Here is a 26,703-nt window from a genome sequence, read left to right on the forward strand (position 1 = left end):
GGGATGGCTCGTTTGAACGCAAAGACAGCAGGTTTTTTTCAGGAATATGAGGTATTTAGTAAAAGAACGGCAACTTCACCAATGCAATATCAATTCAGCCTGCTTGCTCCTAATGAAGAAATGGCACTCGTCCTTGCTCAGGAAAATTTTATGAGACGCGAGCCTGTTGCAGATATATGGGTGATGAAACGATCATCAATAAAAAAAATGACACCGGAAGAAAGAATGTCACTGCTGAGAATTGACAATAAGGATTACAGAAATACAAAAGGATATGGCTATCTTCAAAAGAAATGGCGGCAGTATGAGCAGGAAATGCTCGATGAAAAAGAGATTTTTTCGTGGGGAGGGAAAATGAAGAAATGACAGAATTGGGGACTCCATCTTTTAAAAATGCAGTTATTGAACTGCTTTACCAGCTTGCTGATGATGATTTTATTCTGGCCTATCGCGGTTCAGAATGGCTTGGTCTTGCTCCTCATATTGAAGAAGATGTTGCTTTTTCTTCAATCAGTCAGGACACAATGGGGCATGCAGCAATGTTCTACGGCCTGCTTGAGCAGCTCGGTGAGGGAAATATGGATGACCTTTCTCATGCGAGGGAAGGAGGTAAGCGCAAAAATGCGGTTCTTTGTGAACTTCCAAATGGTACAGGTCATTATTTAAAGGAACCCCGCTATGATTGGGCTTTTACTGTGGTCAGGCAATTTTATTACTCTGCTGCAAAAAAAATTAAACTTGAATCTTTAAAGCAGTCAGCCTATGAACCTCTAGCTCATGCAGCTGTAAAAATAAACATAGAGCTGCACTACCATATTCTGCACTGGACAGTGTGGTTTAAACAGCTGATTCTTTCAGGGGGAGAGGCAAAGAGAAGAATGCTTGAAGCCATAAGCCGTGTTGAACAGGAATTCTCGGACGTCTTCTCATTAGGTCCATTATCAGCTGAAATGGCAAACCTCAAGATCATTGATAAAGAGGCCGTATTACTTGAGAGATTTCATAATAGTGTAAAACCGGTATTTCACACATTATCTATTCCATATGATGGCAGCTTTAGTCACCTTTCAGGAAGAGGAAGATTTGGTGAACATACACAGGAACTTCAGCATGCACTAACGACTTTAACCGAGGTTTACCGAACAGATCCAGCAGCAGCCTGGTGAAGAAGACAGGAGGCAGATTCTTTTGATATGGCATGCCGGTTTAAACGTTGAAGAAAAAATCAGGATTGATCAAGTACTACAGTCTGTAAAAGATCCGGAAATTGATTCAATCAGTATTTTGGAACTGGGTATGGTGGAACGGGCGGAGATGCAAGATGGTACGCTGACTCTTTTTCTTCTTCCCACCTTTATGGGGTGTCCTGCCCTTGATATAATCAAGACCACGATTTTGAAAGCGTTTACAAATATAAAAGAGGTTAACCAGGTTAATGTTCAATTTATTCATCATCCTCCGTGGACCTCGGACCGGATCAGTGAAGAAGGAAAAATCAGATTGAAAGAGTTTGGAATCGCTCCGCCTATGAAAGAAACAGGTACCACTGGTGAGTGGCAGGCAGCCTGCCCCTATTGTGGTTCACTTTATACAACTTTAGATAATCTGTTTGGGCCTACAGCCTGCCGCAGCATTTTGTACTGTAAAAGCTGTAAAAATCCTTTTGAGGCCATGAAGCCGGTCTCTAATTGGATGTAATGAAGGAAAAGAAACCTTTTCCCATAAACTAAAAGGAGTTGGAGTTACTATGATGAAACTGATCGCACTTTACAAACAGCCGGAAAACAAAAAAGAATTTGATGAGCACTATTTTGGAACCCACAGCCCCATAACAGCATCCATTCCAGGGCTGCAAAAGATGACGGTAACAAAGATGACTGGGAGTCCAATGGGTGGAGAAGCACCCTATTATTTAATGTGCGAAATGGTGTACGAGAGTCATGAGTCGTTTAAAAAAGCGATGAAGACGGATGAAGCAAAAGCTTCAGGAAAAGACGTCATGTCGTTTGCGGGAGATCTTGTCACATTAATGGTCGGTGAAGAGGTTCATGAATAATCAATGGATGTACATTCAGACAGGAATTGAGAAAAACGCAGGGACGATCCTATTAAATCGTCCCGAGGTTCTGAATGCATTGAACACAAAGATGGTTTCAGAGATCGTTCAGGCGATGGAGAATTTTGACCAGGATCAAAGCGTTAAGGTAATCGTGCTTCAAGGTGCAGGCAGGGCTTTCGCTGCCGGTGCAGACATCGACGAGATGCTCGATAAAAATTCGATCGAATTAGAACTCCTTAATCAATTCAGTGATTGGGACCGTATAGCAAGAATTAAAAAACCAATTATCGGAGCAGTACATGGATTCGTTTTAGGCGGAGGTTTCGAGTTGGCGCTCTGCTGTGACATTTTACTTGCGAGTCAAAACACCGAATTCGGTTTTCCGGAAGCAGGGCTTGGTATTATGCCCGGAGCAGGCGGAACGCAGCGGCTGACAAAGCTGATTGGACATACAAGGGCAATGAAATGGCTGTTGACAGGAGAGCGCTTTTGGGCTGCGGATGCATTGCGATATGGCATCGTCTCAAGTATCGTTCCCGATGAGCTTCTAGTGGAAGAAACAGAAAAAATGGCAGAAGCTATCGCAAAAAAACCGCTGCTTTCTGTCAGGCTTATTAAAGAGTCCGTACATAAAGCGAATGAGTTATCTCTCACTGAAGGAATGCAGCAGGAAAGAAAAAATTTCTATATACTATTTTCTTCCGAGGATCAAAAAGAAGGGATGCGGGCTTATAAAGAAGAGAGAAAGGCTGATTTTAAAGGCAGATAATCAGGAGGCTGTTTCGATGTTTGAAACCATTTTCTATGAAGTAAGTCATAGCGTGGCAACGATCACATTGAATAGGAAAGATAAATTAAACGCCTTTACCGAAGAGATGCACAAGGAACTGATGATTGCGCTTAAAAAAGCAGCGCAAGAAACGTCTGTGCGCTGCGTGGTTATTACAGGCAGCGGAAAGGCTTTTTCCGCCGGTGAAGATTTGGATGGTGTAACAGAAGAACTGGATCATGGTGAAGTCATCAGAACTCGATATATGCCTGTAATGCTCCAGATAGCATCTCTTAAAAAGCCAGTAATAGCAGCAATAAATGGTGCAGCAGCAGGCTCTGGGTTAAGCCTGGCCCTGGCCTGTGATTTCCGGCTCATGCACGAAAAAGCGAAACTGGTGCAAGCTTTTATCTACGTAGGATTAATTCCGGATTCCGCTAATCTGTTTTATCTACCTAAATTAATTGGACATGCGAAGGCAATGGAACTTGCTGTTTTTGGTGAAAAGATTACCGCTGAAGAAGCCAGAAAGTCCGGTCTCGTGACCCGGGTCGTGAAAGAGGAAAACTGGGAGAAGGAAGTAGCTGAGTTTGCCGCAATACTTGCTCAGAAACCCACAGTAGCAGTTGGCCTTATTAAGAAGCTTCTTCAAAAAAGCTGGAATGAAAACCTTCACTCCTATTTGCTTGAAGAAAGCTATAGTCAAAGAATAGCAGGCAAGTCTGCTGATCATCAGGAAGGTCTTGCAGCGTTTAAAGAAAAAAGAACCCCAAATTTTAAAGGCAAATAAGAAGGGATGATGAATATGTCGACAATGAAAGAGCAGCCTATCGAACAGTTGGATATGAAGAGAAGTTCTTATCACTTAATTATAGATGGAGAGAGAAGAGAATCGGTAAGCGGAGAAACCTTTACAACTGTCAATCCGGCTACAGGAGAAGAAATCGCCCGGGTTTCAAAAGGAACCATTGAGGATGCAGAACTGGCGGTTGAAGCTGCAAGACAAGCATTTGATCACGGTAAATGGAGGCATTTCCCGGTTAATAAGCGATCTAGGATCCTGAATAAAATTGCCGGTATTATGAGAGCACGCTTTAACGAACTTGTTGAACTGGAAATTTTAGATACCGGAAAATCTTTAGCTGCTGCGCAGGGTCAGGTTATGCAGGCGATTGAGGATTTTGAATTTTATGCTGGGGCGGTTGTCAGCCACAGAGGAAGTGTAAATGCGATGCCGGGTGCTTTTCAAAACCACACAGAACATGAACCGATAGGGGTTTGTGCACAGATTATTCCATGGAACTATCCGTTGATGATGGCTGCGTGGAAGGTGGCACCGGCTATTGCAGTTGGCTGTTCTATCATCGTTAAGCCTGCTTCCTTGACTCCACTGACAGCTATTGTACTAGGGGAAATTTGTCTAGAGGCTGGTGTACCTGCTGGTGTGGTCAATATCGTACCCGGTTCCGGTCAGGATGTTGGCAACTATTTAGTGGAACATAAAAAAGTAAACAAAGTTGCTTTCACGGGCTCAACCCCTGTGGGCAGAAAAATTATGGAAAAAGCCTCGAGTACGCTAAAAAGAGTCACATTAGAGCTGGGAGGCAAATCACCGAGTCTTGTATTTGCGGATGCGGACTTAGAAGCAGCTGTAGATGGGTCTTTATTTGGAATATTTTATAATTCGGGACAATCCTGTGAAGCCAGATCCAGAATATATGTGCAGGATAACATCTATGATGACTTTATGAGGATGTTTATAGAGAAAACAAGAAAACTAAAGCTTGGCAACCCATTTCTTAAAGAAACACATGTAGGGGCAATTATTAATGAGGATCAGCTTAATGTCATAGATGGATTTGTTCAATCTGCCGTAAGAGAAGGAGCTACAGTTGAAACGGGTGGACAAAAGGCGGTTGTTTCCGGTTATGAAAATGGCTATTGGTATGAACCTACTATTCTGACAAATGTCACGCAGGATATGGAAGCGGTGAAAGAAGAAATATTTGGTCCAGTAGTAACAGTCATGAAATTTAAGGATGAAAAAGAAGCTGTTCGACTTGCCAATGACAGCGAATACGGATTGGGCTCAGCGATTTGGACAAAAGATCATGCAAGGGCAACAAGGGTATCTAAGCAAATTGAGGCAGGCATTGTAATGGTCAATTGTCCGTTTTCCGCTTTTCCGGGGACACCGTTTGGCGGGTACAAGCAGTCAGGTTTTGGCCGGGAGCTCTGTGTTGAAACACTGGATCTGTATTGCGAAACCAAAAGTATTGTTGCGTACTACGGCAGTAAGCCCTTAAATCCACTTGGCATTTAAAGAATAAATGCATTCACGGAGTTTCAATCGTTCCGTAAGTGATTTTGGGCAGGGGAAGGATGGAGAAATCCTATGGAAAGAATTACAGTTGCAGGTGCCGGGGTTATGGGAAGAGAAATAGCTTACATAGCCGGCCTGAACAATCTAAACGTTACGCTCGCCGACATAAGTCATGAGCAGCTGGAAAAGGCGGAACAAACAATCAGCGGTCTTTTGCATAAAGGTGTGGAAAAAAATAAGATTGAACCGGAACAAGCAGTAAGAGTGAGCGAAAATATAGGCTATACAACGGACCTTCCCGCAGCTTTCAGCCAGGCAGACTTTATTATTGAAGCCGTAACGGAAAAGATGGAAATTAAAAAACAGGTATTTAAACTAATGGATCTCCACTCAGATGCTGCCACAATTTTATCTACAAACACATCTACCATGAGCCCGACGGAATTAGGTTCCTGTACAAGCAGACCTGAAAAAGTTGTGGCAATGCATTTTTTTAATCCGGTTCATAAAATGCCTTTGATTGAAGTAGTGCGGGGGCTTGAAACTTCTGATGAAACGGTTGAAAAAACATTGCATCTGGCAAAGCGGTTAAAAAAAGAGATAGTGGTCATTGATGAATCCCCAGGGTTTGTAACCAGCCGGATCTCTGCGTTAGTTGGAAATGAGGCCTTTCATATGCTTCAGGAAGGGCTTGGGTCTCCTGAGGAAATTGATAAAGCGATCAAGCTTGGCCTTAATTATCCTATGGGACCATTTGAACTGGGGGATTTAGTGGGATTAGATACAAGATTAAATAATTTGGATTATTTGCACTCCACATTGGGGGAGAGATTCAGGCCTGCCCCTCTGCTGGTGAAGTACGTGAAGGCAGGGCGGCTTGGAAGAAAGTCGGGACGGGGCGTATTTACTTACACCGGCAAAGGATAGGAGCGAGAAAGCATGATTAGAGCGGTCATAGTGGACGCCATTCGGACACCAATTGGAAAGTATAACGGCATATTAAAAACCATCAGGCCCGACGACTTGGGAGCTGCAGTTTTAAAACAGCTGCTTGAGCGAAATCCTTCTGTAGACCCGTCAATGATTGAAGAAGTTGTTTTTGGCAACGCAAATGGAGCAGGCGAAGAAAACCGGAACGTAGCCAGGATGTCTGCGCTACTTGCCGGACTTCCCGTTCAAATAGCAGGAGTCACCATAAATCGTCTTTGTTCCTCGGGACTCGATGCAGTGAACTATGCTGCCCGGGCAATTGCAGCAGGAGAGGGTGATGTTTTCATAGCAGGCGGAACCGAAAGCATGACCAGGGCACCATATGTCATGCTTAAACACGCAGACCCGTTTGAACGAGGAAACAAGCAATTGATGGACACGACAATTGGCTGGCGGTTTAGCAATCCAATTATAGAATCGAAATTTGGTACAGACAGCATGCCTCAAACAGCAGAAAATCTAGCCCGCAAGTACAAAATATCAAGACAGTCACAGGATCAGTTTGCGCTTTCAAGTCAACAAAAGGCTCAATACGCGATAAACGAAAACCGTTTTAGCAATGAAATCATAGCACTGACGGTAAAAGATGAATATGGAAATGAAGCAGAGGTCGTGATGGATGAGCACCCGAGAAAAAATTCATCTATTGAAAAATTAGAGAACCTTAAGCCGCTTTTTGAACACGGAACTATTACAGCTGGAAACTCTTCCGGAATCAATGACGGGGCATCAGCACTTCTTTTAATGTCTGAAGAAAAAGCATCAGCACTCAATATAAAGCCATTAGCCCGTTATGTATGTTCTGCTGCAGCAGGAGTGGAGCCATCTCTGATGGGGATTGGCCCCGTGTATTCAACCGAAAAAGCATTAAAAAGAGCGGGTCTCACCATTGAAGAAATTGATTTGTTTGAAATAAATGAAGCATTTGCTGCACAGACACTGGCCTGCATTCAGGAGCTTGGCATTAAGGAAGAAAAGGTGAATGTAAATGGGGGAGCCATTGCCTTTGGACATCCGCTGGGAGCAAGCGGTGCACGCATTCTGACAACCCTTGTGCATGAGTTAAACAAACAAAACAAACGATTCGGTGCTGCAGCCATGTGTGTTGGAGTTGGGCAGGGGATTACGACGATTATAGAACGCTGCTGCACAGATCCTAGTCATTCATCCCAACAAGCTGACTTCTAAAGAAATCGGACAGGGATCGTGGTAAGATTAAACTAGAAGAAATAAACCGATTGAAGTAAAGGATGAAAAACGGGATGAATACACGGTCGATGATTTTTACTTTGTATGGTGATTATATCAGGCATTATGGCAATAAAATCTGGGTTGGAAGCTTAATACGCCTTTTAAATGAATTTGGCCACAATGATCAGGCGGTTCGTGCGGCTATATCCCGTATGAACAAGCAGGGATGGGTTCAAGGTGAAAAAAAGGGAAATAAAAGCTTTTATTCCCTTACACAAAGAGGGTCTGCCAGAATGGAGGAGGCAGCCAAAAGAATATTTAAACTGAAGCCGGAAGAGTGGGACGGCAAGTGGAGAATGCTGATGTATACGATACCGGAAGAGATCCGTTCGGTCAGGGATGAACTTCGTAAGGAACTGGTTTGGAGCGGGTTCGGCTCTCTATCGACAAGCTGCTGGATCTCACCCAATAATCTTGAGGAACAGGTTAAAGGGTTAATCGAAAAATATGAAATTGGTGAGTATGTAGATTTTTTCACTGCTGACTATATTGGACCTCAAACAAACCAAAGTCTCGTAAATAAAAGCTGGGATTTAGATGAAATCAATGCAAAGTATTCATGGTTTATCAATGAATACGATCCGAAATACATAACGGACAAAGAACAGATTCAGAACGGAAAAATTTCCGATGCGGAGTGTTTTGTAAAGCGGACAGAGCTTGTGCATGAGTACCGAAAGTTTCTATTTGTGGATCCCGGACTCCCGCAGGAACTCCTGCCTGATAAATGGCTGGGAGATGAGGCAGCTTCTTTATTCGACGCTTATTACAGTGAACTTGCACAGCCTGCCCTTAGATTTTTTGAATCCGTTTTTGAAGAGGGAAACGAACTGACTTTGAAAAACAGCTCTTCTAATGCGATGGATCATCCATTTATGATCAACTAAAGCCTTGTTTCTTAGATCAACGTTGATCAGGCTGGTTAAGCAGTAGATCGCTAAAAGCAGGGGGGAAACGCATGAACAACTTAACCCGGACTCTGGGCATCACTTATCCGATTATTCAAGGCGGCATGGGGAATGTCTCCAACGCTGCACTTGCTGCAGCCGTATCAAATGCTGGGTGTCTTGGCATGATTGGAGCAGGAACAATGGAGCCTGAACAGGTTGAAAAAATGATTGTTGAAACAAAGCAAAAAACCAGTCTGCCTTTTGGGGTCAATATCGCTCTATCTGTTAACAAACATGCTGCTGAATTACTGGAGCTTGTCCTAAAACACCAGATTAAAGTTGTCTCTTTATCTGCCGGAAATCCAGCTCCATATCTCCCAAAGCTAAAGCAGCATCATTGCACAGTTTTGACGGTTGCAGGAACTGTTGCTCAGGCAGTTAAAGCAGAAAAAGCAGGGGCTGATATCGTGATTGGCGAGGGGGTTGAAGCAGCGGGAATAAATTCTCCCGTTGAAACAACAACTATGGCTTTAATCCCTCAAATTTGCCGGGCTATAGCTGTTCCGGTGGCAGCAGCCGGAGGAATCGGGGATGGCAGTGGTTTAGCTGCGGCACTCGCACTCGGTGCCTGCGGTGTGCAGATGGGGACAAGGCTTATCGCGACAAAAGAGTCTGGTGTGCATGCTAATTATATTTCTGCCATTGTTTCAAGTCGTGATGATGGCACACTGATTTCTGGGCGGACAGTCGGAAAAGTACGAAGAGTTCTGCCTACACCTTATATAGAAAGTGTATTTCAAGCAGAAGAAAAAGGAATGACGGTCAACGAATATCTTGATGCAACCTCTGAAATTCGTCATCTGTCAGGAGCTATTGAAGGCAGGCTTGAAGAAGGCTTTTTAAACGGGGGACAAATTTCCGGCCTCATAGAAGATACTCCTTCTGTTGAGGCTTTGATCAAAACTATGGTTGCAGAGGCTAAGACCAGCTTAAGCTCTGCTCAACAAAAACTGCCGATGTAAATTGTAATAACTGATTATTTTCAATATATTGACTATTGATAATACGAAATGATATTATAGCGTTAAAATAACGTCATATGTTTTCTGTTAATCATCCAAGGACAGAACATAAATTTATCAGTAAGAGTTAAGGTAAAAAATATTAATAGGGGCCGCTTGATAAACGCTTTTGATGTTAATAAAAATGTAAGCGTTTTCTTTTAATGAGGAGGAATTACACGTGCAGATGTTTGAAAAAATCAAAGGCCATGAACAGGTTGTTTTCTGCAATGATGAAGAAACAGGTCTCAAGGCGATTATTGCGATTCATAATACATCTCTTGGACCAGCACTGGGAGGGTGCAGAATGCAGCCGTATGAGAGTGTGGATCATGCACTTGAAGATGTTTTGCGTCTTTCCAGGGGAATGACGTATAAATGTGCTGCAGCAGATGTGGATTTTGGGGGAGGAAAAGCTGTAATTATCGGAGACCCGTCAAAAGACAAAAGCCCTGAATTATTCAGGTCATTCGGTCAATTTGTAGAGTCGCTGAACGGGCGATTTTATACCGGAACCGATATGGGCACAACACCTGAAGATTTTGTTCATGCGTTAAAAGAGACCAATTGTATTGTTGGAGTGGATGAGGTTTACGGAGGCAGCGGGGATTCGTCCATTCCAACAGCTCACGGGGTGATCTACGGCTTACAGGCTACGAATCAAGTATTATATGGATCTGATGGAATGCATGACAGAACCTATATTATTCAGGGTCTTGGAAAAGTAGGAGCTAAAGTTGCAGAACAGTTAATCACTGGAGGGGCAAAAAAACTGGTTGTATCGGATTTGAATCCACTTTCTTTGCTGCATATTCAAGCGCTTGGTGAAAAAATGAATGTAGAAGTTGAAGTGGTGCAGGGAGATGCGATTTATGATGCTAAAGGGGATATTTTTATTCCTTGCGCAATGGGCGGGGTTCTTAATGATCAAACCATCTCGCAATTGCAGGTAAAAGCCATCGTAGGCTCAGCTAATAACCAGCTGCTTGAAGAGGAGCATGCGCAGGCTCTAAAGGAAAAAGGCATTCTTTATGCACCGGATTATATTGTTAACGCAGGCGGATTAATCCAGGTAGCAGACGAACTTTACGAACCCAATAAAGAAAGAGTATTAAGACAAACAAAAGGCATTTACCTCTCACTCCTTAATATTTACAGAACAGCTGAAGAAAATGGGATGACGACAGTGGAAGCTTCAAATCTTTTCTGTGAACAGCGAATGCGGTCAAGAGCACGAAGAAACAGTTTTTTCTCTCATATGAAACGGCCAAAATGGGCGGTCAGGATATGACAGTGATTCCTGGAAAGGAGAGGGGAAGAACAATGGAAGAAACGTATCCAATTCAGCAGCTGCTTGACCCGGATGGTAAGTGGACCAGTGAAGAATTACGTTCACTTTTAACTGAGGAGCGAACGAAAACCTTTTATAGAAATATGTTCAGAATCAGAACGTTTGATCGAAAAGCGATTTCACTTCAACGGCAGGGGAGGATTGGCACGTACGCCCCGCTTGAAGGTCAGGAAGCATCGCAGGTTGGAAGCGCTCTGTGTCTGTTAAAAGACGACTGGATGTTTCCAACGTATCGGGACCATGGAGCAGCCATGACATTCGGACACTCCCTGCGTAATATTCTATTATTTTGGAACGGGCGGAATGAAGGCAATATTCCTCCTGACGGACTTAAGATATTCCCTCCTGGAATTCCGATTGCAACACAAATTCCCCATGCAGCAGGTGCAGCCTTTGCGGAAAAAAGAAAAGGAACGAAAAATGCTGCTATCGCGTTTTTCGGAGATGGTGCAACATCTGAAGGTGATTTTCATGAAGGACTGAATTTTGCAGCTGTTTTTCAGTCTCCTGTTATCTTTTTCAATCAAAACAATCAATACGCTATTTCCGTACCGGTAAACAAACAAACGAGATCCAAGACGATCGCACAAAAAGGACTTGCTTATGATATTCCGTCAGTCCGGATTGATGGGAATGATGTTTACGCGGTTTACCATTACGTAACCCAGGCGCTTGAACGCGCACGAGCTGGAAACGGTCCCACTTTAATAGAGGCGGTAACGTGGCGTTACGGAGCTCATACAACCGCTGATGACCCTTCAAAGTATCGGGACCAGCAGGAAAGCACGGTTAGGCGGGAGCAATTTGATCCAATTTTACGCATAGAAAAAAGCTTGAAGATAAACGGGTGGTATGAAGATAGATGGGTTAAGGATATTCAACAGCAAGCCGCTGAAGAAATAGAGCAGGCTGTAATGGAAATGGAAGATTTCCCTGCCCCGGATCCTGTCGTTTTATTTGATCATGTCTACAAAAATCCGGTTCCATCTCTTATTAAACAAAAATCGTATTTAATGGATCTGTTGGGAGGTAACTCGTGAAAAGCTCAGTTGATAGAAAACCGTTAACATTGGCCGGGGCCATAAATGAGGCTTTTTCCGTCATGCTGAAAGAAGATGAAAGAGTTCTTTTGCTTGGAGAAGATATTGGTCAAAATGGGGGTGTTTTTCGAGTAACGGAAGGGCTGTTGGAGGCTTTCGGGGAAGATCGAGTCATAGACACTCCATTAAGCGAAGCGGGTTTTGTAGGAGCAGCAATTGGAATGGCAGCAAACGGGCTGAAGCCGGTGGTCGAAATTCAGTTTCTTGGTTTCATTTACCCGGCATATGAGCAATTAATGACACATGCGGTTCGGTTACGATCGAGAACGATGGGACATTTTACTGTGCCAATCGTTATACGTGCGCCGTATGGAGCGGGAGTGCGCGCGCCCGAGATCCATTGTGACAGCACAGAATCCATTTTTACTCATATGCCGGGTTTGAAGGTTGTATGTCCCTCGAGTCCTTATGATGCTAAAGGTCTTATGATTTCGGCTATAGAAGATCCTGATCCTGTGTTATTCCTTGAACCTATGCGGCAGTACCGGTCAAATGCAGAAGATGTGCCGGAAGGAATATACACGGTTGAAATTGGGAAAGGGAAAAAAATCCTGGAGGGAGAGGATGTAACCATTATTACCTGGGGAGCAATGGTTTCAGTCTCAATGAAAGCAGCTGAAGCTTTAGTGCAGAAGAATGTATCTTGTGAAGTAATCGATTTAAGAACGCTGTCTCCTATTGATGAAAATCTGATAGCTTCTTCTGTTCAAAAAACGGGAAGAACAGTCATCGTTCAAGAATCGCATCCCCAGAGCAGCGTAGCAAACGATATTATATCAATCATAAATGAAACCTCTTTTCTATATCAAAAAGCACCTGCAGCAAAGGTATCAGGATTTGATATGCCAGTTCCGTATTTTGGCTACGAAGATTTTTACCTTCCAACGCCAGAACGGGTGGTGAAGGCGGTAATGGATGTGGTGAATTTTTAAGTCAAAGAAGGGAGGTGTCTGGATGGAAATCAAGCTTCATGATATTGGAGAAGGAATGACGCAGGCTGAGCTAACTCACTATTTTGTAAAACCAGGTGATAAAGTGAAAGCAGATGATCCGCTGGTGGAAGTTCAAACCGATAAAATGACTGCTGAAATTCCTTCCCCTTCATCTGGTATTGTAAAAGAACTTATCGTTGAACCGGGGTCTACTATTCAGGTTGGAACCACAATAATGCTGATAGAAGCAGTTAATTCAGCTAAGCAGGGAGAGCCGGGTCCTGCTGTAAAAGATCTTTTCATAAAGGTCCCTGATGTAGAAGGTACAGAAATAAAAAAAGCAAAACGTATCCTTGCCTCACCTTATACCAGGAAAATTGCACGGGAACACCAAATTTCTATTGAAATGGTCGATGGGTCAGGTCCTGGAGGGAGAATTACAGAGGATGACATCTATTCGGCGATAAGAATGAAGAAAGTCCCAAGCAATCAAACTCCTGCGCAAATGGAAGAAATGGTAAAAGAGACTCAAAGCAGCATTCCTTACACCGGAATACGAAGAAAAATTGGAAATAAGGTTACCCAGTCCCTTTTCACAGTACCGCATTGTACTCATTTTGAAGAAGTGGATGTTACAGAGCTTCTTCAGTTCAAAGAACAGTTGAAGAAAGATGGAAGAAACATCTCTGCAACGATCTTTTTTATAAAAGCACTGGGTGTGTGCTTAAAAGAATTTCCTGTTTTTAATTCGTCTCTGGATGAAAAAAATGAGTTGATTTTGCTTCATCCTGCAATTCATATTGGGCTGGCTACGGACACTGCTGACGGGTTGCTTGTGCCTGTTTTAAAAAATATTTCTCAAAAATCATTCCAGATTCTTCAGGAGGAAATGAGAGAAATTCAACAAAAAGCTAAAGAGAAAGCGCTTTCGATTGCTGAATTAACCGGAAGCACATTTACCGTCAGCAATGCAGGTCCGCTTGGAGGAAGTATAGGAGCAACCCCCATTCTCAATTACCCGGAATCAGCCCTAATGGCGTTTCACAAAATAAAAAAGAGACCGATGGTAAATACCCAGGATGAAATTGTCATTCGATCTATGATGAATATTTCAATGACATATGACCATCGGATTATAGACGGAGGAAGTGCTGTTATGTTTACGAATCGATTTGCTGAACTGATTGAACAGCCATTTTCCATGATGGTCGAGCTAACATAATGGTCGTAGGGGAAATTGCAGAAGAAAAAGATGTTGTGGTGATCGGCGGGGGGCCGGGGGGGTACCAGGCTGCAATAAGGGCCGCTCAGCTCGGAAGAAGAGTGACACTGATTGAAAAAGAAAATGTAGGAGGCATATGCTTATTTACAGGCTGCATGCCTTCTAAACTATTTGCTGAAGCTGGCAAAAAAAGAAATTCATTGCTCTCTTTTTCAAGATTGGGAATTGAGGTAAGTGAAGCATCATTTAATTTATCTGTTTTGCAAAACACAAAACAGAAAGTTATAGCCCAGCTTCAGAGCGGAATTGAAAAACTGATTCATGAAAACAGGATTGAACGGATAAAAGGCTCTGCTTATTTTTTATCAAAAGACAGGATTGGAGTCGAAAGCGGTCATACCTTCTCGATTTACAGATTCTCATCCGCCATCATCGCAGCAGGCTGCTCAAAAACCGGCACGAAAGAAACGGAAGATCACCGGTTATTAGATTATGAATCTGTTTATGCTCTGCAGGAAATTCCAAAGCATCTGGCAGTCATTGGGAATGACTATCTTGCACTCGAGGCCGCTTCTTCGTTTCAGCAGCTTGGAGCAAAAGTCACGTTAATAGTGGAAAAGAAAGATTTTCAATTTGAAGCTTCTATTAATAAGGAGTTAAAACGAATTTTCAAAAAAAGGAACATCAAGATGCATTTTAATCAAGAAGTCAAGCAGGTAGATACGAATGAGGAGGAAATTAAGATCGTGCTGGAAGGAGAAGATGGACAATCGTCCACTCTTACAGCGTCTCACATGGTGAAAGCTGCTCCCCGAAAACCGAATAGCTTTCAACTTGGTGCAGATCGATTGAAAATGAAGACAGGGAAAGACGGTCATATCCTCATAAACCCTGCCTGTCAAACGTCGATAGAGGGGATTTATGCAGTGGGTGATATTACAGAAGGTCCTGCGCTCGCTGTTAAAGCTATCAAACAGGGGAAAGTCGCTGCTGAAGTAATTGCAGGCTGCAGCAGTGAATATGACGACAGATTTATGCCGGTTATCGTTCATACCAATCCGCCTGTTTCAAGCTGTGGCATGACTGTGGAAGAAGCAGAAAAGATATATAAAAATATTAGAACAGCTTCGTTTCCTCTGGCTGCACTGGGAATTGCGGCAGTAACGGGAAGCAGAGAAGGAATGGTCACGGTCCTCATAGATGAAGACTCAGATGTTTTACTCGGAATCCATACAATCGGTGAAGGGGCAGTAGAGCTTGCCGCATCAAGTGTGCTAGCTCTTGAAATGGCAGGACGCACAGAAGATCTGACCTTTGGACTTTATGCACACCCGAGTGTAAGCGAGGGCTTATTAGAAGCAGTTGAAGCATTAACAGGCAAAGCCATTCACCTGGCCGCCGGTCATTCAAAAATTAATGTATAGTGGGAGGAATTTAAAATGAAAAAAGAATCCATTTCAATGAATAAGCAGGTTAATGACTTTTTTCCGGTTAAAGATGTTGATTATCTCGAAATCTATACAGGTAACGCAAAGCAGTCCGCGCACTTTTTTTGTACGGCATTCGGTTTTAAAATGACAGCCTACTCCGGTCTTGAGACAGGCAATCGCGAAACTGTATCTTATGTTTTGCAGCAAAAAAAAGTGCGCCTTGTTATTACTGGATCCTTAACAGACTCATCTGACACGGCCGCATTTGTCAAAAAACACGGAGACGGTGTGCGTGATATCGCGCTGACGATGGAGGATGTTGAAAATGCTTACAGAGAAGCGGTGTCAAGAGGCGCCATCCCCATAAAAGAACCGTACGAAGTGGAAGACCAGTATGGCAAAGTAAAAAAAGCGGTTATCGGAACCTATGGAGATACCGTACACACCCTAATTGAACGCACTGGATATCAGGGAGTTTTTCTGCCTGGTTTTGAACCCTACCAATCCTCAATCCCAGTGAAAGATGCAGGAATTATTGCTGTCGATCATGTGGTTGGAAACGTGGAAAGAATGCAGGAATGGACCTCTTACTATGAAAAAGTAATGGGCTTTAAGGAAATGCGCCATTTTACAGATGCAGATATCAGCACAGAGTATTCATCTCTGATGTCAAAAGTGATGCACAACGGGGGAAGAATTAAATTTCCAATCAATGAACCGGCAGAAGGTAAACGGAAATCGCAAATACAGGAATATCTTGAATTTTTCAATGGCCCCGGCGTTCAGCACCTTGCTATTTTAACGGAAGATATCGTTACGACAGTCGGTATCCTGAAGCAAAATGGCGTAGAATTTTTAAATACGCCTGCTTCTTATTATGAAACGCTGAGCGAACGGGTTAAGGACATTGATGAAGAAATAGAAAAACTGAAGGAATTGAATATTTTAGTAGATGGAGATGACGAAGGATATCTGCTGCAAATTTTCACCAAGCCGATTGTCGACCGTCCTACAGTATTCATCGAAGTCATTCAGCGAAAAGGAGCAAGAGGGTTCGGAGAAGGAAATTTTAAAGCTCTATTTGAGTCCATTGAACGGGAGCAGGAAAGAAGAGGGAACCTATAAAGCAGCTGCTGGAAAGAGAAACCATTAAAATTATCTTTTCGTTAGCAGAATATATTTTAGAGCACCATCAATTTTCGTGAACGAAAGGTGGAGAACCGGATGGAGTTTATGCCAAATGAAATGAAGTGGAAAGAAGCCTATAAAGTAATGATTGGCTCCATCCTGCCAAGACCTATTGCTTTTGTATCAAGCATCAATAGGAATGGAATCGCAAATCTGGCGCCATTCAGTTTTTTTACAGCGATCTCCGCGGATCCCATGATGGTCTGTTTTTCTCCAATGCGGAATGGGGAGGACGGATCAAAAAAAGACACGCTTGTAAATATAGAGGAAACGGGAGAATTTGTGATAAATATCGTGAGTGAAAGCTTTTCCGAAAAAATGAACCACTGTGCAATTAATTATCTACCAGAGGAAGATGAATTTATTAAAGCGGGTTTGACGAAGAGTCCAAGTCGTTCCGTTCAGCCGCCCCGTGTTAAAGAAAGTCTAATTCATATGGAGTGCATAAAGAATCAAATCCTGCATTTTGGAGATCATCCAGGTGCAGGAAGCCTGGTAATTGGCGAAGTCATTACAATTCAGGTGGATGATTCTCTCCTGCATGAGGGCAGAATCAATGCTCAGGAGCTAAAACCAATTGGCAGATTGGCGGGTCAGGTGTATACAAGACCCATGACGGATACATTTGAATTAATTCGCCAGAAGATTGATAAGAGGTGAAAATATGAAATGGATAAGTTTTCGCCTCCCCAATGGTCAGGAAAAAGCCGGCTGGATTCATCTGAACCAATATGCCATCGATATGAATGAATACTCAGAGGGTGCCCTGCCAGCAACACTGTTTGAGTTTCTTCAGGATCAGGAGCAGTATATGGAACTCGTCAAAAGCTGGGAAACTATTTCGGTGGAAAGAGCGGGCGTTTATTTCTTGAGTGAGGTAAAGCTTATGGCGCCTTTGCCTAATCCTTTAAGTTTCAGAGACTTTTACTCTTTTGAACAGCATGTGAAACGTTCACGGGAAAGAAGAGGGCTCGAGATGATCCCGGAGTGGTACAGGTTTCCTGCATTTTATTTTTCGAACCATTTGACCATCAAAGGACCGGAAGAAGTCATTCCCTTTCCTGCTGAAAGCTGCGAAAGGGACTATGAGCTCGAAATTGCATGTGTGATTGGAAAAAAGGGTTCCACCATATCATCTCATCAAGCAGCAGCTCATATCTTCGGTTTTTGCATTATGAATGATTGGAGCGCGCGTGATTTACAGCGGGAAGAAATGAAAGTGGGGCTTGGTCCTGCAAAAGGAAAAGACTTTGCAACATCAATAGGTCCGTATATCGTAACGCTGGATGAAGTTGGCGAAATGAAAAACGGTCAAATTGAATTAAAAATGGAAGCGTTTGTTAACGGTAAGCAGCTGTCCTCAGGGAATACAAGGGATTTGTATTATTCGTTTGGAGAGATGATTGAACGGGCTTCTGCAGGGACAACGGTCTATCCCGGAGAAATTATAGGTTCAGGAACGGTGGGAACGGGATGCCTGCTGGAGCTTGGCAGAGAGATTCACCCCTGGTTAAAGGAAGGGGATGAAGTATCTTTGACCATCGAAGGTCTTGGAACGCTGACAAACAAAATTGGAAGTGGAAAAGGGTGATTAGATGTATTACCGTCAACTTGGAAAGATCCCTCATAAACGCCATACGAAATTTACAAAAGAAGATGGTACGCTTTTCCGTGAGCAGGTGATGGGAACAAAGGGGTTCAGCGGAACTCAATCCATTCTTTATCATCATTTTATGCCAACGGAAGTTTCCAAATCCGAGTTAGCCCGCTCTTATCTGCCGGAATATGAAGAAATGGGGGAATTAAAACACCGTCATTTTTTAACTTCAAAGCTTAAACAAAAAGGAGATGCACTTTCCGCAAGAGACTACATTCTTGGAAATGATGATCTGCTAATCGGAATTATCCAGACATCTCAAGGGATGGATTCCTTCTACAGAAACGGCGACGGAGATGAAATGTTATTTGTTCATTACGGAGAAGGAAAGATTGAAACGATGTTTGGTACTATTTCCTATCGAAAAGGCGATTACATTATTATTCCGATCGGCACGATCTATCGAATTCTTCCAACGGAAAAAGCAGAATCTAAATTTTTGCTGATTGAAGCATTCAGCCAGCTGACAACTCCAAAAAGCTATAGAAATGAATATGGCCAGCTGCTGGAGCACAGTCCATTTTGTGAACGTGATATCCGGGGGCCTGAAGAATTGATAACCTTTGAGGAAAAAGGATCCTATGAAGTAATAACAAAATCAAGAGGTCATCTGCACAAGCATGTTTTCAATCATCATCCACTGGACGTGGTGGGGTGGGACGGATGTTTGTATCCGTGGGTTTTTAATGTGGAAGATTTTGAACCTATTACAGGGAGGGTTCATCAGCCGCCTCCTGTTCACCAAACTTTTGAAGGTCATAATTTTGTGGTATGCTCATTTGTTCCTAGGCTCTTCGATTATCATCCGGAGGCGATTCCTGCCCCATATTATCATAGCAATGTGAACAGCGATGAGCTACTTTACTATGTGGAAGGGAATTTTATGAGCAGAAAAGGAGTTGAAATAGGTTCTATCACCCTTCATCCAAGCGGAATCCCCCACGGACCTCATCCAGGAAAAACAGAGGCAAGCATTGGAAAGAAAGAAACGATGGAATTAGCTGTTATGATTGATACGTTTAAGCCGTTAAAAGTAGTGAAAAAAGCAAAACACATAGAGGACTCGCAGTACATGTATACATGGGTCGAGTAATTGAAGCAGAGCTGAAAAGCTCTCTTTTTTTTTGGATAAATGAATAGGACTATAGACTTTTATTTACCGCGTTAAAAAAAAGAAAACAAATCCGGCTTTAAAATGTGATATAATTAAATAAATGAGGGTGGGAGGTTTAGTAAATCTCATCCAGCCTGATTAGACAGAACGGCTTATCGAGATTTATGGATGATCAGCCTTATCGTTCAATTGCCCGGCAAATCTTATTAAAAATTGGAGGATGAACGATGAAAACATATAAAAACAAATTCATTGATGGAGAACAAGTACTGCTGAATGAAAAAGTTGTGACAATAAAACAGTGGTCCTACGTTGCGAATATGAAGAGGTACTCTTATATTATACAGGAAGATTCGGCTACTTTTTACTTTGAAGAAGAGCTTAAAAAAATTCAATAATAAAAAACTGCAGCCAATTGTGGACTGCAGTTTTTCTATTTTAGCACATAGAATCTTTAGGTTTGGGATTTTTGAGACCAAATAATGGCCGAATGAAAAGGGCAAGCGCGGTTCCAAGCAAAGCCATGGCTGCCCATACCCAGCCATGCAGACTGAAGGATGCGATACCCCCAAAATACGCTCCGATGTTACATCCAAAGGCAAGCCTTGCACCATAACCCATTAATAATCCGCCTATAATAGAACCAGCTGCTATACCCGGCTTAATTTTCTTAGGATTAAATGTTCCGGTTGCTGTTGCAGCAATAAAAGCACCCAGGATAATACCGAAATTCATCACGCTCGTTGAGTCTGCTAAAACAGTCTGAGATAATTGAATGGCGTTTGCCCCCTGCCAGTAACCCCAGCTTGAAACATCAACACCAATCAATTCAAGTGCCTTAGATCCCCATAGTGCGAATGCGGAGGTTATGCCCCATGGGTTTCCACGAACCGAGAGAGTTAAGGCGTTTAGCACTGCAAGTACAATGGCTGCTGTCAGAAGGGGCCATGAACCCCTGAAAACTTTCTTCCAGCCTGTCGTCGTTGGCAATGGTTTCATTGGCGGTGGATTTCTCCGTTTGGCGAACTGTGACAATAGGAAGTAAATGATTCCAAAAAGGATCATTTGTACAGCCCATGCCCCAAAGAAGCCAAGAGAGGTGGATTCAGCCAGTGAAATTGGCGGCAATGCCCATGTTTCCTCCGTCCAAAAAGGGAGATGATAAGCCCCTAATACAGAACCGGCAATAAATGCGAACAAGGTTAAAATCATAGAAGACTGTCCGCCTCCAACCGTATATAAAGTTCCTGAGGCACATCCGCTTCCCAGCTGCATTCCAATCCCGAAAATAAATGCGCCAAAAAGCACACTGACTCCAACAGGTGAAACGTATCCTGCAGGTGTAACTCCTGTAAAACTAAAACCTGTGCCTAATATAATCGCAAACAATGTTGATGCTACTGCAAGCATAACCATATGTGCCTGCAAGCCCTGTACATTGCCTACTGCGGCCAGGCGTCTGAAGACGGAGGTAAACCCGAATCTTGCGTATAATAGTGTAAGACCCAGTGCAATTCCAATCAAAAATAAAACACCTTGAGTCCCATTAGTCGTTAAGATAATGATAGAAAATAAAATAATCGCGGCTGCTATACCTAAAAGGACCAAAGGCTTCTGAAGCGGCGGAAGGGAAGATACAATCGTGGTTGAATTCTTCTTCATTAACTCTGGAGCCTCTGAAACATGCTGTGTCATAAATGTCCCTCATTTCCTAGTGATTTAATCGGCTTTAAATTTACCACACTTAAACATACAAGTCTATTAGAAAGAATCCGCTTTGCAACATGTATTTTGAACAAAAAAAAGACAGCTCGTCCAGTCAGAGGGAGCGCGCCATCTTCTTTATGTATCCTCTATTTTATTGGAGGTGTTCTTCATCATAGGGCTGTAACAACTAATAGTATGGAAGTAAGAATTCCAGTTCCGGCAAGTCCTGTTAAAATATCCGTTCTGTTGTACTTGATTTTTTCTTCAAACATGTCGATCGTCCTCCTTTGCTGTATAGTACTCTTTACCTTTTTAAAATGGATACTAAACGGTTTTTTATGTTTTTTTTTTATATTTTTTTAAATCCTTTTTTCACTGTTTTAAGCTATTGATAAAAGGGTACATATTAGGACAGTACATAATTAGAGGAGGAATAAAGCATGAGTGATAAAAAAGGATTGTCAGACAAAGTTAAAGGTGCCGTAAGCAAAGCGAGCGGCGAGGTTAAAGATCAGGTGGGAAATGCTAAAAATGACCGCAGCATGCAGCGTGAAGGGAAGAAAGACAAAGCGCAGGGTGACGTTCAGCTCGGTATTGGAAACCTCAAAGACAATTAGTAAAAAGAGGCTGGGACTTAATGAACCGGTTAGTGAGCTTGAGACACTGTCCCAGGCTCTTTTTTATGCTCCAAATAAAAAGACTGGGAAGATTTGTACTCCCCAGCCCTGTTAATAAAAAGTTACTCTTGTTTATACTGCATATAAACAGCATGTGTGACTAAAAAGTCTTCCAGGCCATGTCTGCCGTCTGCTCCGCCGAGTCCAGATTTTCTGACGCCGGCATGATAGCCCTGCAATGCTTCAAAATTTTCACGATTAACAAATGTTTCACCGAATTTCAGGCCATTTACCACTCTCATAATCTCGTGGTAGTTCTCTGAATAAACGGATGAAGAAAGACCATATTCAGTATCGTTGCTCATTTCAATCGCTTCATCCAGTGTGCTGTAAGTCACTACAGGCAGCACCGGTCCAAAAATTTCTTCTTTGATAATCGTCATATTTTGCTTAGCATTTGTAATTAATGTGGGCTCATAAAAATAGCCTTTTCGTTCTATCGGTTTACCGCCGGTTAAAATAGATGCGCCTTCTTTTTCAGCTTGTTGAACCATTGAATGAACTTCATCCAGCCGATCCTGACTGACTAATGGTCCAAGATCCAAATTATTTTCCTCATTCGGGTTACCCGCCTTTGCGTTCTGCATCGCTTCCTTCAATTTAGAAGTAAAGGCTTCCGCGACATTTTCCTGAACATATACTCTTTCCGCATTTGTACAGGCCTGTCCAGAATTAGTTAAACGAGATGCCATAATATGCTTAACAGCAAGATCCAAATCGGCATTCTCCGTAACGATTGCTGGTGCCTTTCCGCCAAGCTCAAGATTTACCTTGGTAATATTTTCTGCAGCTGCCTGCATCACTTTCGTACCTGCACCGACGCTTCCGGTCATCGTAATGATGGATACTTTAGGATGTGATGCCAATGCATTACCGAGGGTGGAGCCGGTACCTGTAATAAAATTATAAACCCCTTTAGGAAGGCCATCGGTTTTTTCGACCAGCTTTGTGAACTCCGCTGCAGTATTAGGGGTCTGCTGACTCGGTTTAAGCACAATTGAGCAGCCGGCAATTAAAGCCGTAGCTACTTTGCGGGCTAAAATAAATACCGGAAAGTTCCACGGTACAATGCCAGCCACAACGCCGATCGGCTTTTTGTACATCATGATATTTTCATTAGGGCGGTCACTTGGAAGAACCTCACCTGTAATTCTACGTCCCCATTCGGACATGTAGTAGAAATATTCAATTGCTGTATCTACTTCGTCAGCTGCCTGATCCTGAGGTTTTCCTTGTTCTTCAATCAACAGCTTAATAAATGTTTCTCGATTCTCTTTGATTCCATCTCCGAGCTTTCGGACAATTTTCCCACGCTCATTAGAAGGAACCTTTTCCCATTCTTTTTGACCTTCAAAAGCTGCTTCTACAGCTTTATTAACATCTTCTTCCGTCCCTTTAGGTGTTCGGGAAATTACTTCTTCAGTAGCAGGATTCACTATATCGATCCACTCATTCGAAGAAGATTCTGTGTAAGAGCCATTAATATAAAGTTTATGTTCAACCATGAATATTCCTCCTAAGAAATGCAGAATACTCTCTGTTTTCCACAACATTTAAAAGAAAAACATAAACTAGCCTATTGCCATATCATTAAGGGAGATCTACTGAATCGTTGGTTGTACTTGTATAGAGACATTTCCCTTTACGGCTCTTGAAATCATACAGCTTTCGTCTGCTTTAAATACAAGCCGTTCTGTTTTTTTAAAATCGTTCTGATTTTTGACTTTAACGGAGGGACGATGAATAATTTCTCTATACGTAAAAACACCGCTGCTGACTTCTACGCGCCCTTCTGATTCAAGAGAAAGCTCTGCAACCTCTATATTTGCCCGTTCGAGCATTGCAGCGAGGGTAATAATGTAGCATGTTGAAGCAGCACCCAAAAGCATTTCATCAGGATTTGTGCCCACTCCGGGTCCGTCCATTTCTGCAGGAATGGAGATGCTAGTTTTAAGTTTTTCTGCTTCTATACTGCCCACGCTGTTTCTACCGCCGGGCCATTTTGCGTGTAAGATAAATGAATGAAGTGCCATCAAATCCGCCCTCTCTAAAATTAAATATATTTCTTCTAGTATCTTAAAACGCAAAGCGATCTTTGTCTAAAGTTTAGCGTTTTAATTGAAGGGCCGTGTGGTAGAATATTTAATTATGTAATTCTTTTTCCAACCCCTCACATAGGTGAATTATATAGTACACTGTATAATGAGATAAATGATAAAACAGTGCTGATAAGGGGAGCGTTTAATTTATGGAACTTAAAGATACAAAACAAACGATTGAAGTTATTAAACAGCTTGTTCAAATACCCAGTCCATCAGGAAATACCGGCCGGGTCATCCAGTTTGTTCAAAAGTGGCTCGAAGAAAGAAAGATCCCTTCTGTAATTACAAATAAAGGAAGTTTAATTGTAACGGCAGAGGGGGAAGACACGTCTAAACATCGTGTACTGACAGCACATGTAGACACGCTGGGGGCAATGGTGAAAGAAATTAAAGGTGATGGCCGGCTAAAGCTTTCTATGATTGGCGGTTTCAGATGGAATGCTGCTGAAGGGGAATACTGCAGCGTGGAAACGTCTAAAGGGAACACGGTCACTGGCACCATTTTAATGCACCAGGCGTCTGTTCATGTATACAAGGATGCGGGCACTGCTAATAGAGATGAGCAGAATATTGAGGTCCGTCTTGATGAGGTTGTACATAACGCAGAGGACACGAGAGCTCTAGGAATTGAAGTGGGAGATTTTGTCTCCTTTGACCCAAGGGTAGAAGTAACTCAGAGCGGATTTATTAAATCAAGGCATCTAGATGATAAGGCCAGTGTAGGAATTTTAATGAGTGTGCTGGAAAAAATACATACAGGCGGAGAAAAACTTCCTTATACTACTCACTTTATTATCGCCAACAATGAAGAAATCGGATATGGAGGAAATTCAAATATTCCACAGGAAACGGTTGAATATATAGCCGTGGACATGGGTGCATTGGGAGATGGTCAGGCTTCAGATGAATTTACCGTTTCAATCTGTGCAAAAGACAGCTCTGGACCCTATCATTACGGTTTAAGAAAACAACTTGTGGAGCTTGCACAAAAATATGATATTGCTTATAAAGTCGATCTCTACCCTTTTTATGGATCAGACGCCTCTGCTGCAATGAAAGCAGGACATGATGTTAAGCACGGGCTGATAGGTGCCGGAATCGATTCTTCCCACGCAAACGAACGGACCCATGTGACGTCCATTTATCATACGGAAGCATTGATTTACCGCTACATTACAGCAGTAATGCCAAAAGAATAAAGCTTTTACACTAGCTGTCCGTAAAAACCTATGAAATAGATGCTAAGAAAGAGGAATTAAAAATGAAGACTATAGACCTTTTTGATAAATTAAAACTGAAAACAATCATTGGAGAGCTGCCCGAGGAAGTGGAGTTTATTGAGGCTGATTCCAGGAAAGTTCGACCTGGGGCTGTATTTGTCTGCATTAAGGGGCATACCGCTGATGGACATGATTATGCTCAATTGGCTGTTGAAAAAGGTGCTGCTGTGGTAGTTGCCGAAAAAGAACTGGATTTAGGCCCTGGGGAAGCGGCACAGGTAATCGTCAAAAGCACTTCAAGAGCGCTGGCTTTTATAGCCAATCAATTTTATTCATACCCTTCCTATAAATTAAACGTAATTGGAGTAACAGGTACAAATGGTAAAACATCTGTTACCAATTTGATCCATCAGCTGATAAAACGGGGAGGGGAGAGGTCTGCATTGTCCGGTACAATCGGTTTTGATCTGGATGGAATCCTTCACGAAAGTGCCAACACCACAAGTGATATTATTACAACTCAACGGATGATGGTACAGGCAATGGATCTTGGCATTCCCAATATGATATTTGAGGTTTCTTCCCACGGTCTTGTCGAAGGAAGATTATCCGGTGTTGACTTTGATGTTGTCACATTTACAAACCTAAGCCATGATCATCTGGACTTTCATGGAACGATGGAACATTATGGCTACGCAAAAGGACTGTTATTTTCCCAGCTGGGTCAAAATCTCCAAAAACCTAAGTACGCAGTTATTAATCAAGATGATGAGTGGCATGATATATATTCTCAAATGACACCATTTGAAATTATTTCCTACAGCATGAAAGACACAGCAGATTTCTGGGCTAAAAATATTGAGTATATGGACGACATGACCCGTTTTGAACTTGAATCACCGGAAGGGACGTTTACAGTTGAAACGCAGCTGCTTGGGACATTTAATGTGTCAAATATATTAGCAGCACTTGCCACCCTTTATGCAAAAGGGGAAAAGGTACAAAATCTCGTAGAAATCCTCAAAGAGATTCCACCGGTTTCCGGAAGGATGGAACGTGTTCATACAGAGGCGCCATTATCAATCTACGTCGATTATGCTCATACTCCGGATGCCATCGAAAAAGCAATACAATCGGTCATGCCATTTAAGAAGAACCGTATTCTATTTCTTGTAGGCACTGGGGGCAACAGGGACAAATCAAAACGTCCCGCCATGGCTGAAAAAGCTTCACTTGCAGATTATGTGGTGCTGACGACAGACGATCCAAGGTTTGAAAGCTACGACAGCATTGTAAATGATTTAGGAAAAGGAATGACACATGATCAATATGCGCTGATTGGGGATCGGGAAGAAGCTGTCAGACACCTGATGGAAATAGCTGAGCCTGATGATATTATTATTTTTGCAGGAAAAGGCCATGAAAATTACCAGATTATCGAAAATACCAAATATCCTCACAGTGACAGAGGAATCGCACTTGAAGTAATAGCTGAACGTTTTTAAATACAAGAAAAGGCTGCCCATCGGCAGCCTTTTGTGCGACGGGCAGTCGCAAGGAGTGCTGGCTTAGCCAGCACTCTTCTTTTCGCTTTTCAGATAGAGACGTCATTTCGATGAAACGACTAGTTGAAGAAAAGAGGAGTGGATCCCAGATGGTG

Annotated in this window: 27 protein-coding genes; 24 read left to right on the forward strand and 3 right to left on the reverse strand. The window is 42.6% G+C overall.

Annotation, left to right across the window (positions count from 1 at the left end; all coding sequences use genetic code 11):
• The first annotated feature begins 12 nt into the window (after nt 1-12).
• From paaB to ACQCT8_RS12600, 21 genes are all read left to right on the forward strand, one after another.
• Nucleotides 13-366, forward strand: a complete 354-nt coding sequence (paaB, locus tag ACQCT8_RS12500; protein WP_426871579.1) for a 1,2-phenylacetyl-CoA epoxidase subunit PaaB — start codon at nt 13-15, stop codon at nt 364-366.
• Entirely contained in the window at nt 363-1,166 is an 804-nt protein-coding gene (gene paaC, locus ACQCT8_RS12505) for a 1,2-phenylacetyl-CoA epoxidase subunit PaaC (protein WP_426871581.1), read from the forward strand. The genes paaB and paaC overlap by 4 nt, the downstream gene beginning before the upstream one ends.
• Nucleotides 1,167-1,188: 22 nt before the next feature.
• Nucleotides 1,189-1,698 carry a 1,2-phenylacetyl-CoA epoxidase subunit PaaD gene (gene paaD / locus ACQCT8_RS12510; protein WP_426871583.1) on the forward strand — a complete coding sequence of 170 codons (510 nt, stop codon included), beginning with the start codon at nt 1,189-1,191 and terminating at the stop codon, nt 1,696-1,698.
• Between the two features lie 49 nt (nt 1,699-1,747).
• The gene (locus ACQCT8_RS12515; RefSeq protein WP_426871585.1) at nt 1,748-2,056 is read left to right on the forward strand and encodes an EthD family reductase; all 309 of its coding nucleotides are present in this window, start codon (nt 1,748-1,750) and stop codon (nt 2,054-2,056) included.
• Nucleotides 2,049-2,828 (forward strand): enoyl-CoA hydratase-related protein, encoded by a 780-nt coding sequence (locus ACQCT8_RS12520; RefSeq protein WP_426871587.1) that lies wholly within the window; start codon nt 2,049-2,051, stop codon nt 2,826-2,828. The genes ACQCT8_RS12515 and ACQCT8_RS12520 overlap by 8 nt, the downstream gene beginning before the upstream one ends.
• A 16-nt stretch (nt 2,829-2,844) precedes the next feature.
• Entirely contained in the window at nt 2,845-3,618 is a 774-nt protein-coding gene (locus tag ACQCT8_RS12525) for an enoyl-CoA hydratase-related protein (protein WP_426871589.1), read from the forward strand.
• Nucleotides 3,619-3,633: 15 nt separating this feature from the next.
• On the forward strand, nt 3,634-5,151 hold the full coding sequence (locus tag ACQCT8_RS12530; RefSeq protein ID WP_426871591.1) for an aldehyde dehydrogenase family protein: 1,518 nt from the start codon (nt 3,634-3,636) through the stop codon (nt 5,149-5,151).
• 72 nt (nt 5,152-5,223) lie between these two features.
• Complete coding sequence (locus ACQCT8_RS12535) at nt 5,224-6,078, forward strand: 3-hydroxyacyl-CoA dehydrogenase (protein ID WP_426871593.1); 855 nt, start codon at nt 5,224-5,226, stop codon at nt 6,076-6,078.
• 12 nt (nt 6,079-6,090) lie between these two features.
• The gene (locus tag ACQCT8_RS12540; protein ID WP_426871595.1) at nt 6,091-7,329 is read left to right on the forward strand and encodes a thiolase family protein; all 1,239 of its coding nucleotides are present in this window, start codon (nt 6,091-6,093) and stop codon (nt 7,327-7,329) included.
• Between the two features lie 74 nt (nt 7,330-7,403).
• Nucleotides 7,404-8,279: a phenylacetic acid degradation operon negative regulatory protein PaaX gene (gene paaX / locus ACQCT8_RS12545; protein ID WP_426871597.1), complete on the forward strand. Its 876-nt coding sequence runs from the start codon at nt 7,404-7,406 to the stop codon at nt 8,277-8,279.
• Nucleotides 8,280-8,350: 71 nt separating this feature from the next.
• Nucleotides 8,351-9,304 carry an NAD(P)H-dependent flavin oxidoreductase gene (locus tag ACQCT8_RS12550; protein WP_426871599.1) on the forward strand — a complete coding sequence of 318 codons (954 nt, stop codon included), beginning with the start codon at nt 8,351-8,353 and terminating at the stop codon, nt 9,302-9,304.
• Between the two features lie 226 nt (nt 9,305-9,530).
• Entirely contained in the window at nt 9,531-10,634 is a 1,104-nt protein-coding gene (locus ACQCT8_RS12555; protein WP_426871640.1) for a Leu/Phe/Val dehydrogenase, read from the forward strand.
• 32 nt (nt 10,635-10,666) lie between these two features.
• Nucleotides 10,667-11,734 carry a pyruvate dehydrogenase (acetyl-transferring) E1 component subunit alpha gene (gene pdhA, locus ACQCT8_RS12560; protein WP_426871601.1) on the forward strand — a complete coding sequence of 356 codons (1,068 nt, stop codon included), beginning with the start codon at nt 10,667-10,669 and terminating at the stop codon, nt 11,732-11,734.
• On the forward strand, nt 11,731-12,726 hold the full coding sequence (locus ACQCT8_RS12565; protein WP_426871603.1) for an alpha-ketoacid dehydrogenase subunit beta: 996 nt from the start codon (nt 11,731-11,733) through the stop codon (nt 12,724-12,726). The genes pdhA and ACQCT8_RS12565 overlap by 4 nt, the downstream gene beginning before the upstream one ends.
• A 22-nt stretch (nt 12,727-12,748) precedes the next feature.
• Nucleotides 12,749-13,948, forward strand: coding sequence for a dihydrolipoamide acetyltransferase family protein (locus ACQCT8_RS12570; RefSeq protein ID WP_426871605.1), 1,200 nt, complete (start codon nt 12,749-12,751; stop codon nt 13,946-13,948).
• Nucleotides 13,948-15,372: a dihydrolipoyl dehydrogenase family protein gene (locus tag ACQCT8_RS12575; RefSeq protein WP_426871607.1), complete on the forward strand. Its 1,425-nt coding sequence runs from the start codon at nt 13,948-13,950 to the stop codon at nt 15,370-15,372. The genes ACQCT8_RS12570 and ACQCT8_RS12575 overlap by 1 nt, the downstream gene beginning before the upstream one ends.
• A gap of 15 nt (nt 15,373-15,387) precedes the next feature.
• Entirely contained in the window at nt 15,388-16,503 is a 1,116-nt protein-coding gene (gene hppD / locus ACQCT8_RS12580) for a 4-hydroxyphenylpyruvate dioxygenase (RefSeq protein ID WP_426871609.1), read from the forward strand.
• A gap of 99 nt (nt 16,504-16,602) precedes the next feature.
• Nucleotides 16,603-17,226 (forward strand): flavin reductase family protein, encoded by a 624-nt coding sequence (locus ACQCT8_RS12585; protein WP_426871611.1) that lies wholly within the window; start codon nt 16,603-16,605, stop codon nt 17,224-17,226.
• A 4-nt stretch (nt 17,227-17,230) separates the two neighbouring features.
• A complete protein-coding gene (locus ACQCT8_RS12590) occupies nt 17,231-18,157 on the forward strand; it encodes a fumarylacetoacetate hydrolase family protein (RefSeq protein ID WP_426871613.1) in 927 nt (308 codons plus the stop codon).
• 4 nt (nt 18,158-18,161) lie between these two features.
• Nucleotides 18,162-19,316, forward strand: a complete 1,155-nt coding sequence (locus tag ACQCT8_RS12595) for a homogentisate 1,2-dioxygenase (RefSeq protein WP_426871615.1) — start codon at nt 18,162-18,164, stop codon at nt 19,314-19,316.
• Nucleotides 19,317-19,564: 248 nt separating this feature from the next.
• Nucleotides 19,565-19,735 (forward strand): hypothetical protein, encoded by a 171-nt coding sequence (locus ACQCT8_RS12600; protein WP_278241743.1) that lies wholly within the window; start codon nt 19,565-19,567, stop codon nt 19,733-19,735.
• 40 nt (nt 19,736-19,775) lie between these two features.
• Here ACQCT8_RS12600 and ACQCT8_RS12605 read toward each other — a convergent pair whose 3' ends face one another.
• A complete protein-coding gene (locus tag ACQCT8_RS12605) occupies nt 19,776-21,032 on the reverse strand; it encodes a YeeE/YedE family protein (RefSeq protein WP_426871617.1) in 1,257 nt (418 codons plus the stop codon).
• A 452-nt stretch (nt 21,033-21,484) separates the two neighbouring features.
• Here ACQCT8_RS12605 and ACQCT8_RS12610 point away from each other — a divergent pair, with 452 nt between their 5' ends.
• Complete coding sequence (locus tag ACQCT8_RS12610; RefSeq protein ID WP_426871619.1) at nt 21,485-21,661, forward strand: CsbD family protein; 177 nt, start codon at nt 21,485-21,487, stop codon at nt 21,659-21,661.
• Nucleotides 21,662-21,783: 122 nt separating this feature from the next.
• Here ACQCT8_RS12610 and aldA read toward each other — a convergent pair whose 3' ends face one another.
• A complete protein-coding gene (gene aldA, locus ACQCT8_RS12615; RefSeq protein ID WP_426871621.1) occupies nt 21,784-23,226 on the reverse strand; it encodes an aldehyde dehydrogenase in 1,443 nt (480 codons plus the stop codon).
• A gap of 96 nt (nt 23,227-23,322) precedes the next feature.
• The gene (locus tag ACQCT8_RS12620; RefSeq protein ID WP_426871623.1) at nt 23,323-23,754 is read right to left on the reverse strand and encodes an OsmC family protein; all 432 of its coding nucleotides are present in this window, start codon (nt 23,752-23,754) and stop codon (nt 23,323-23,325) included.
• 215 nt (nt 23,755-23,969) lie between these two features.
• Between ACQCT8_RS12620 and ACQCT8_RS12625 the strand changes: the two genes are divergently transcribed.
• Nucleotides 23,970-25,022: a M42 family metallopeptidase gene (locus ACQCT8_RS12625; RefSeq protein ID WP_426871625.1), complete on the forward strand. Its 1,053-nt coding sequence runs from the start codon at nt 23,970-23,972 to the stop codon at nt 25,020-25,022.
• 62 nt (nt 25,023-25,084) lie between these two features.
• The gene (locus ACQCT8_RS12630) at nt 25,085-26,548 is read left to right on the forward strand and encodes a UDP-N-acetylmuramoyl-L-alanyl-D-glutamate--2,6-diaminopimelate ligase (RefSeq protein WP_426871627.1); all 1,464 of its coding nucleotides are present in this window, start codon (nt 25,085-25,087) and stop codon (nt 26,546-26,548) included.
• The last annotated feature ends 155 nt before the right edge of the window (nt 26,549-26,703 follow it).

Source organism: Jeotgalibacillus proteolyticus, from assembly GCF_050107735.1.
Taxonomy (GTDB): domain Bacteria; phylum Bacillota; class Bacilli; order Bacillales; family Jeotgalibacillaceae; genus Jeotgalibacillus; species Jeotgalibacillus proteolyticus_A.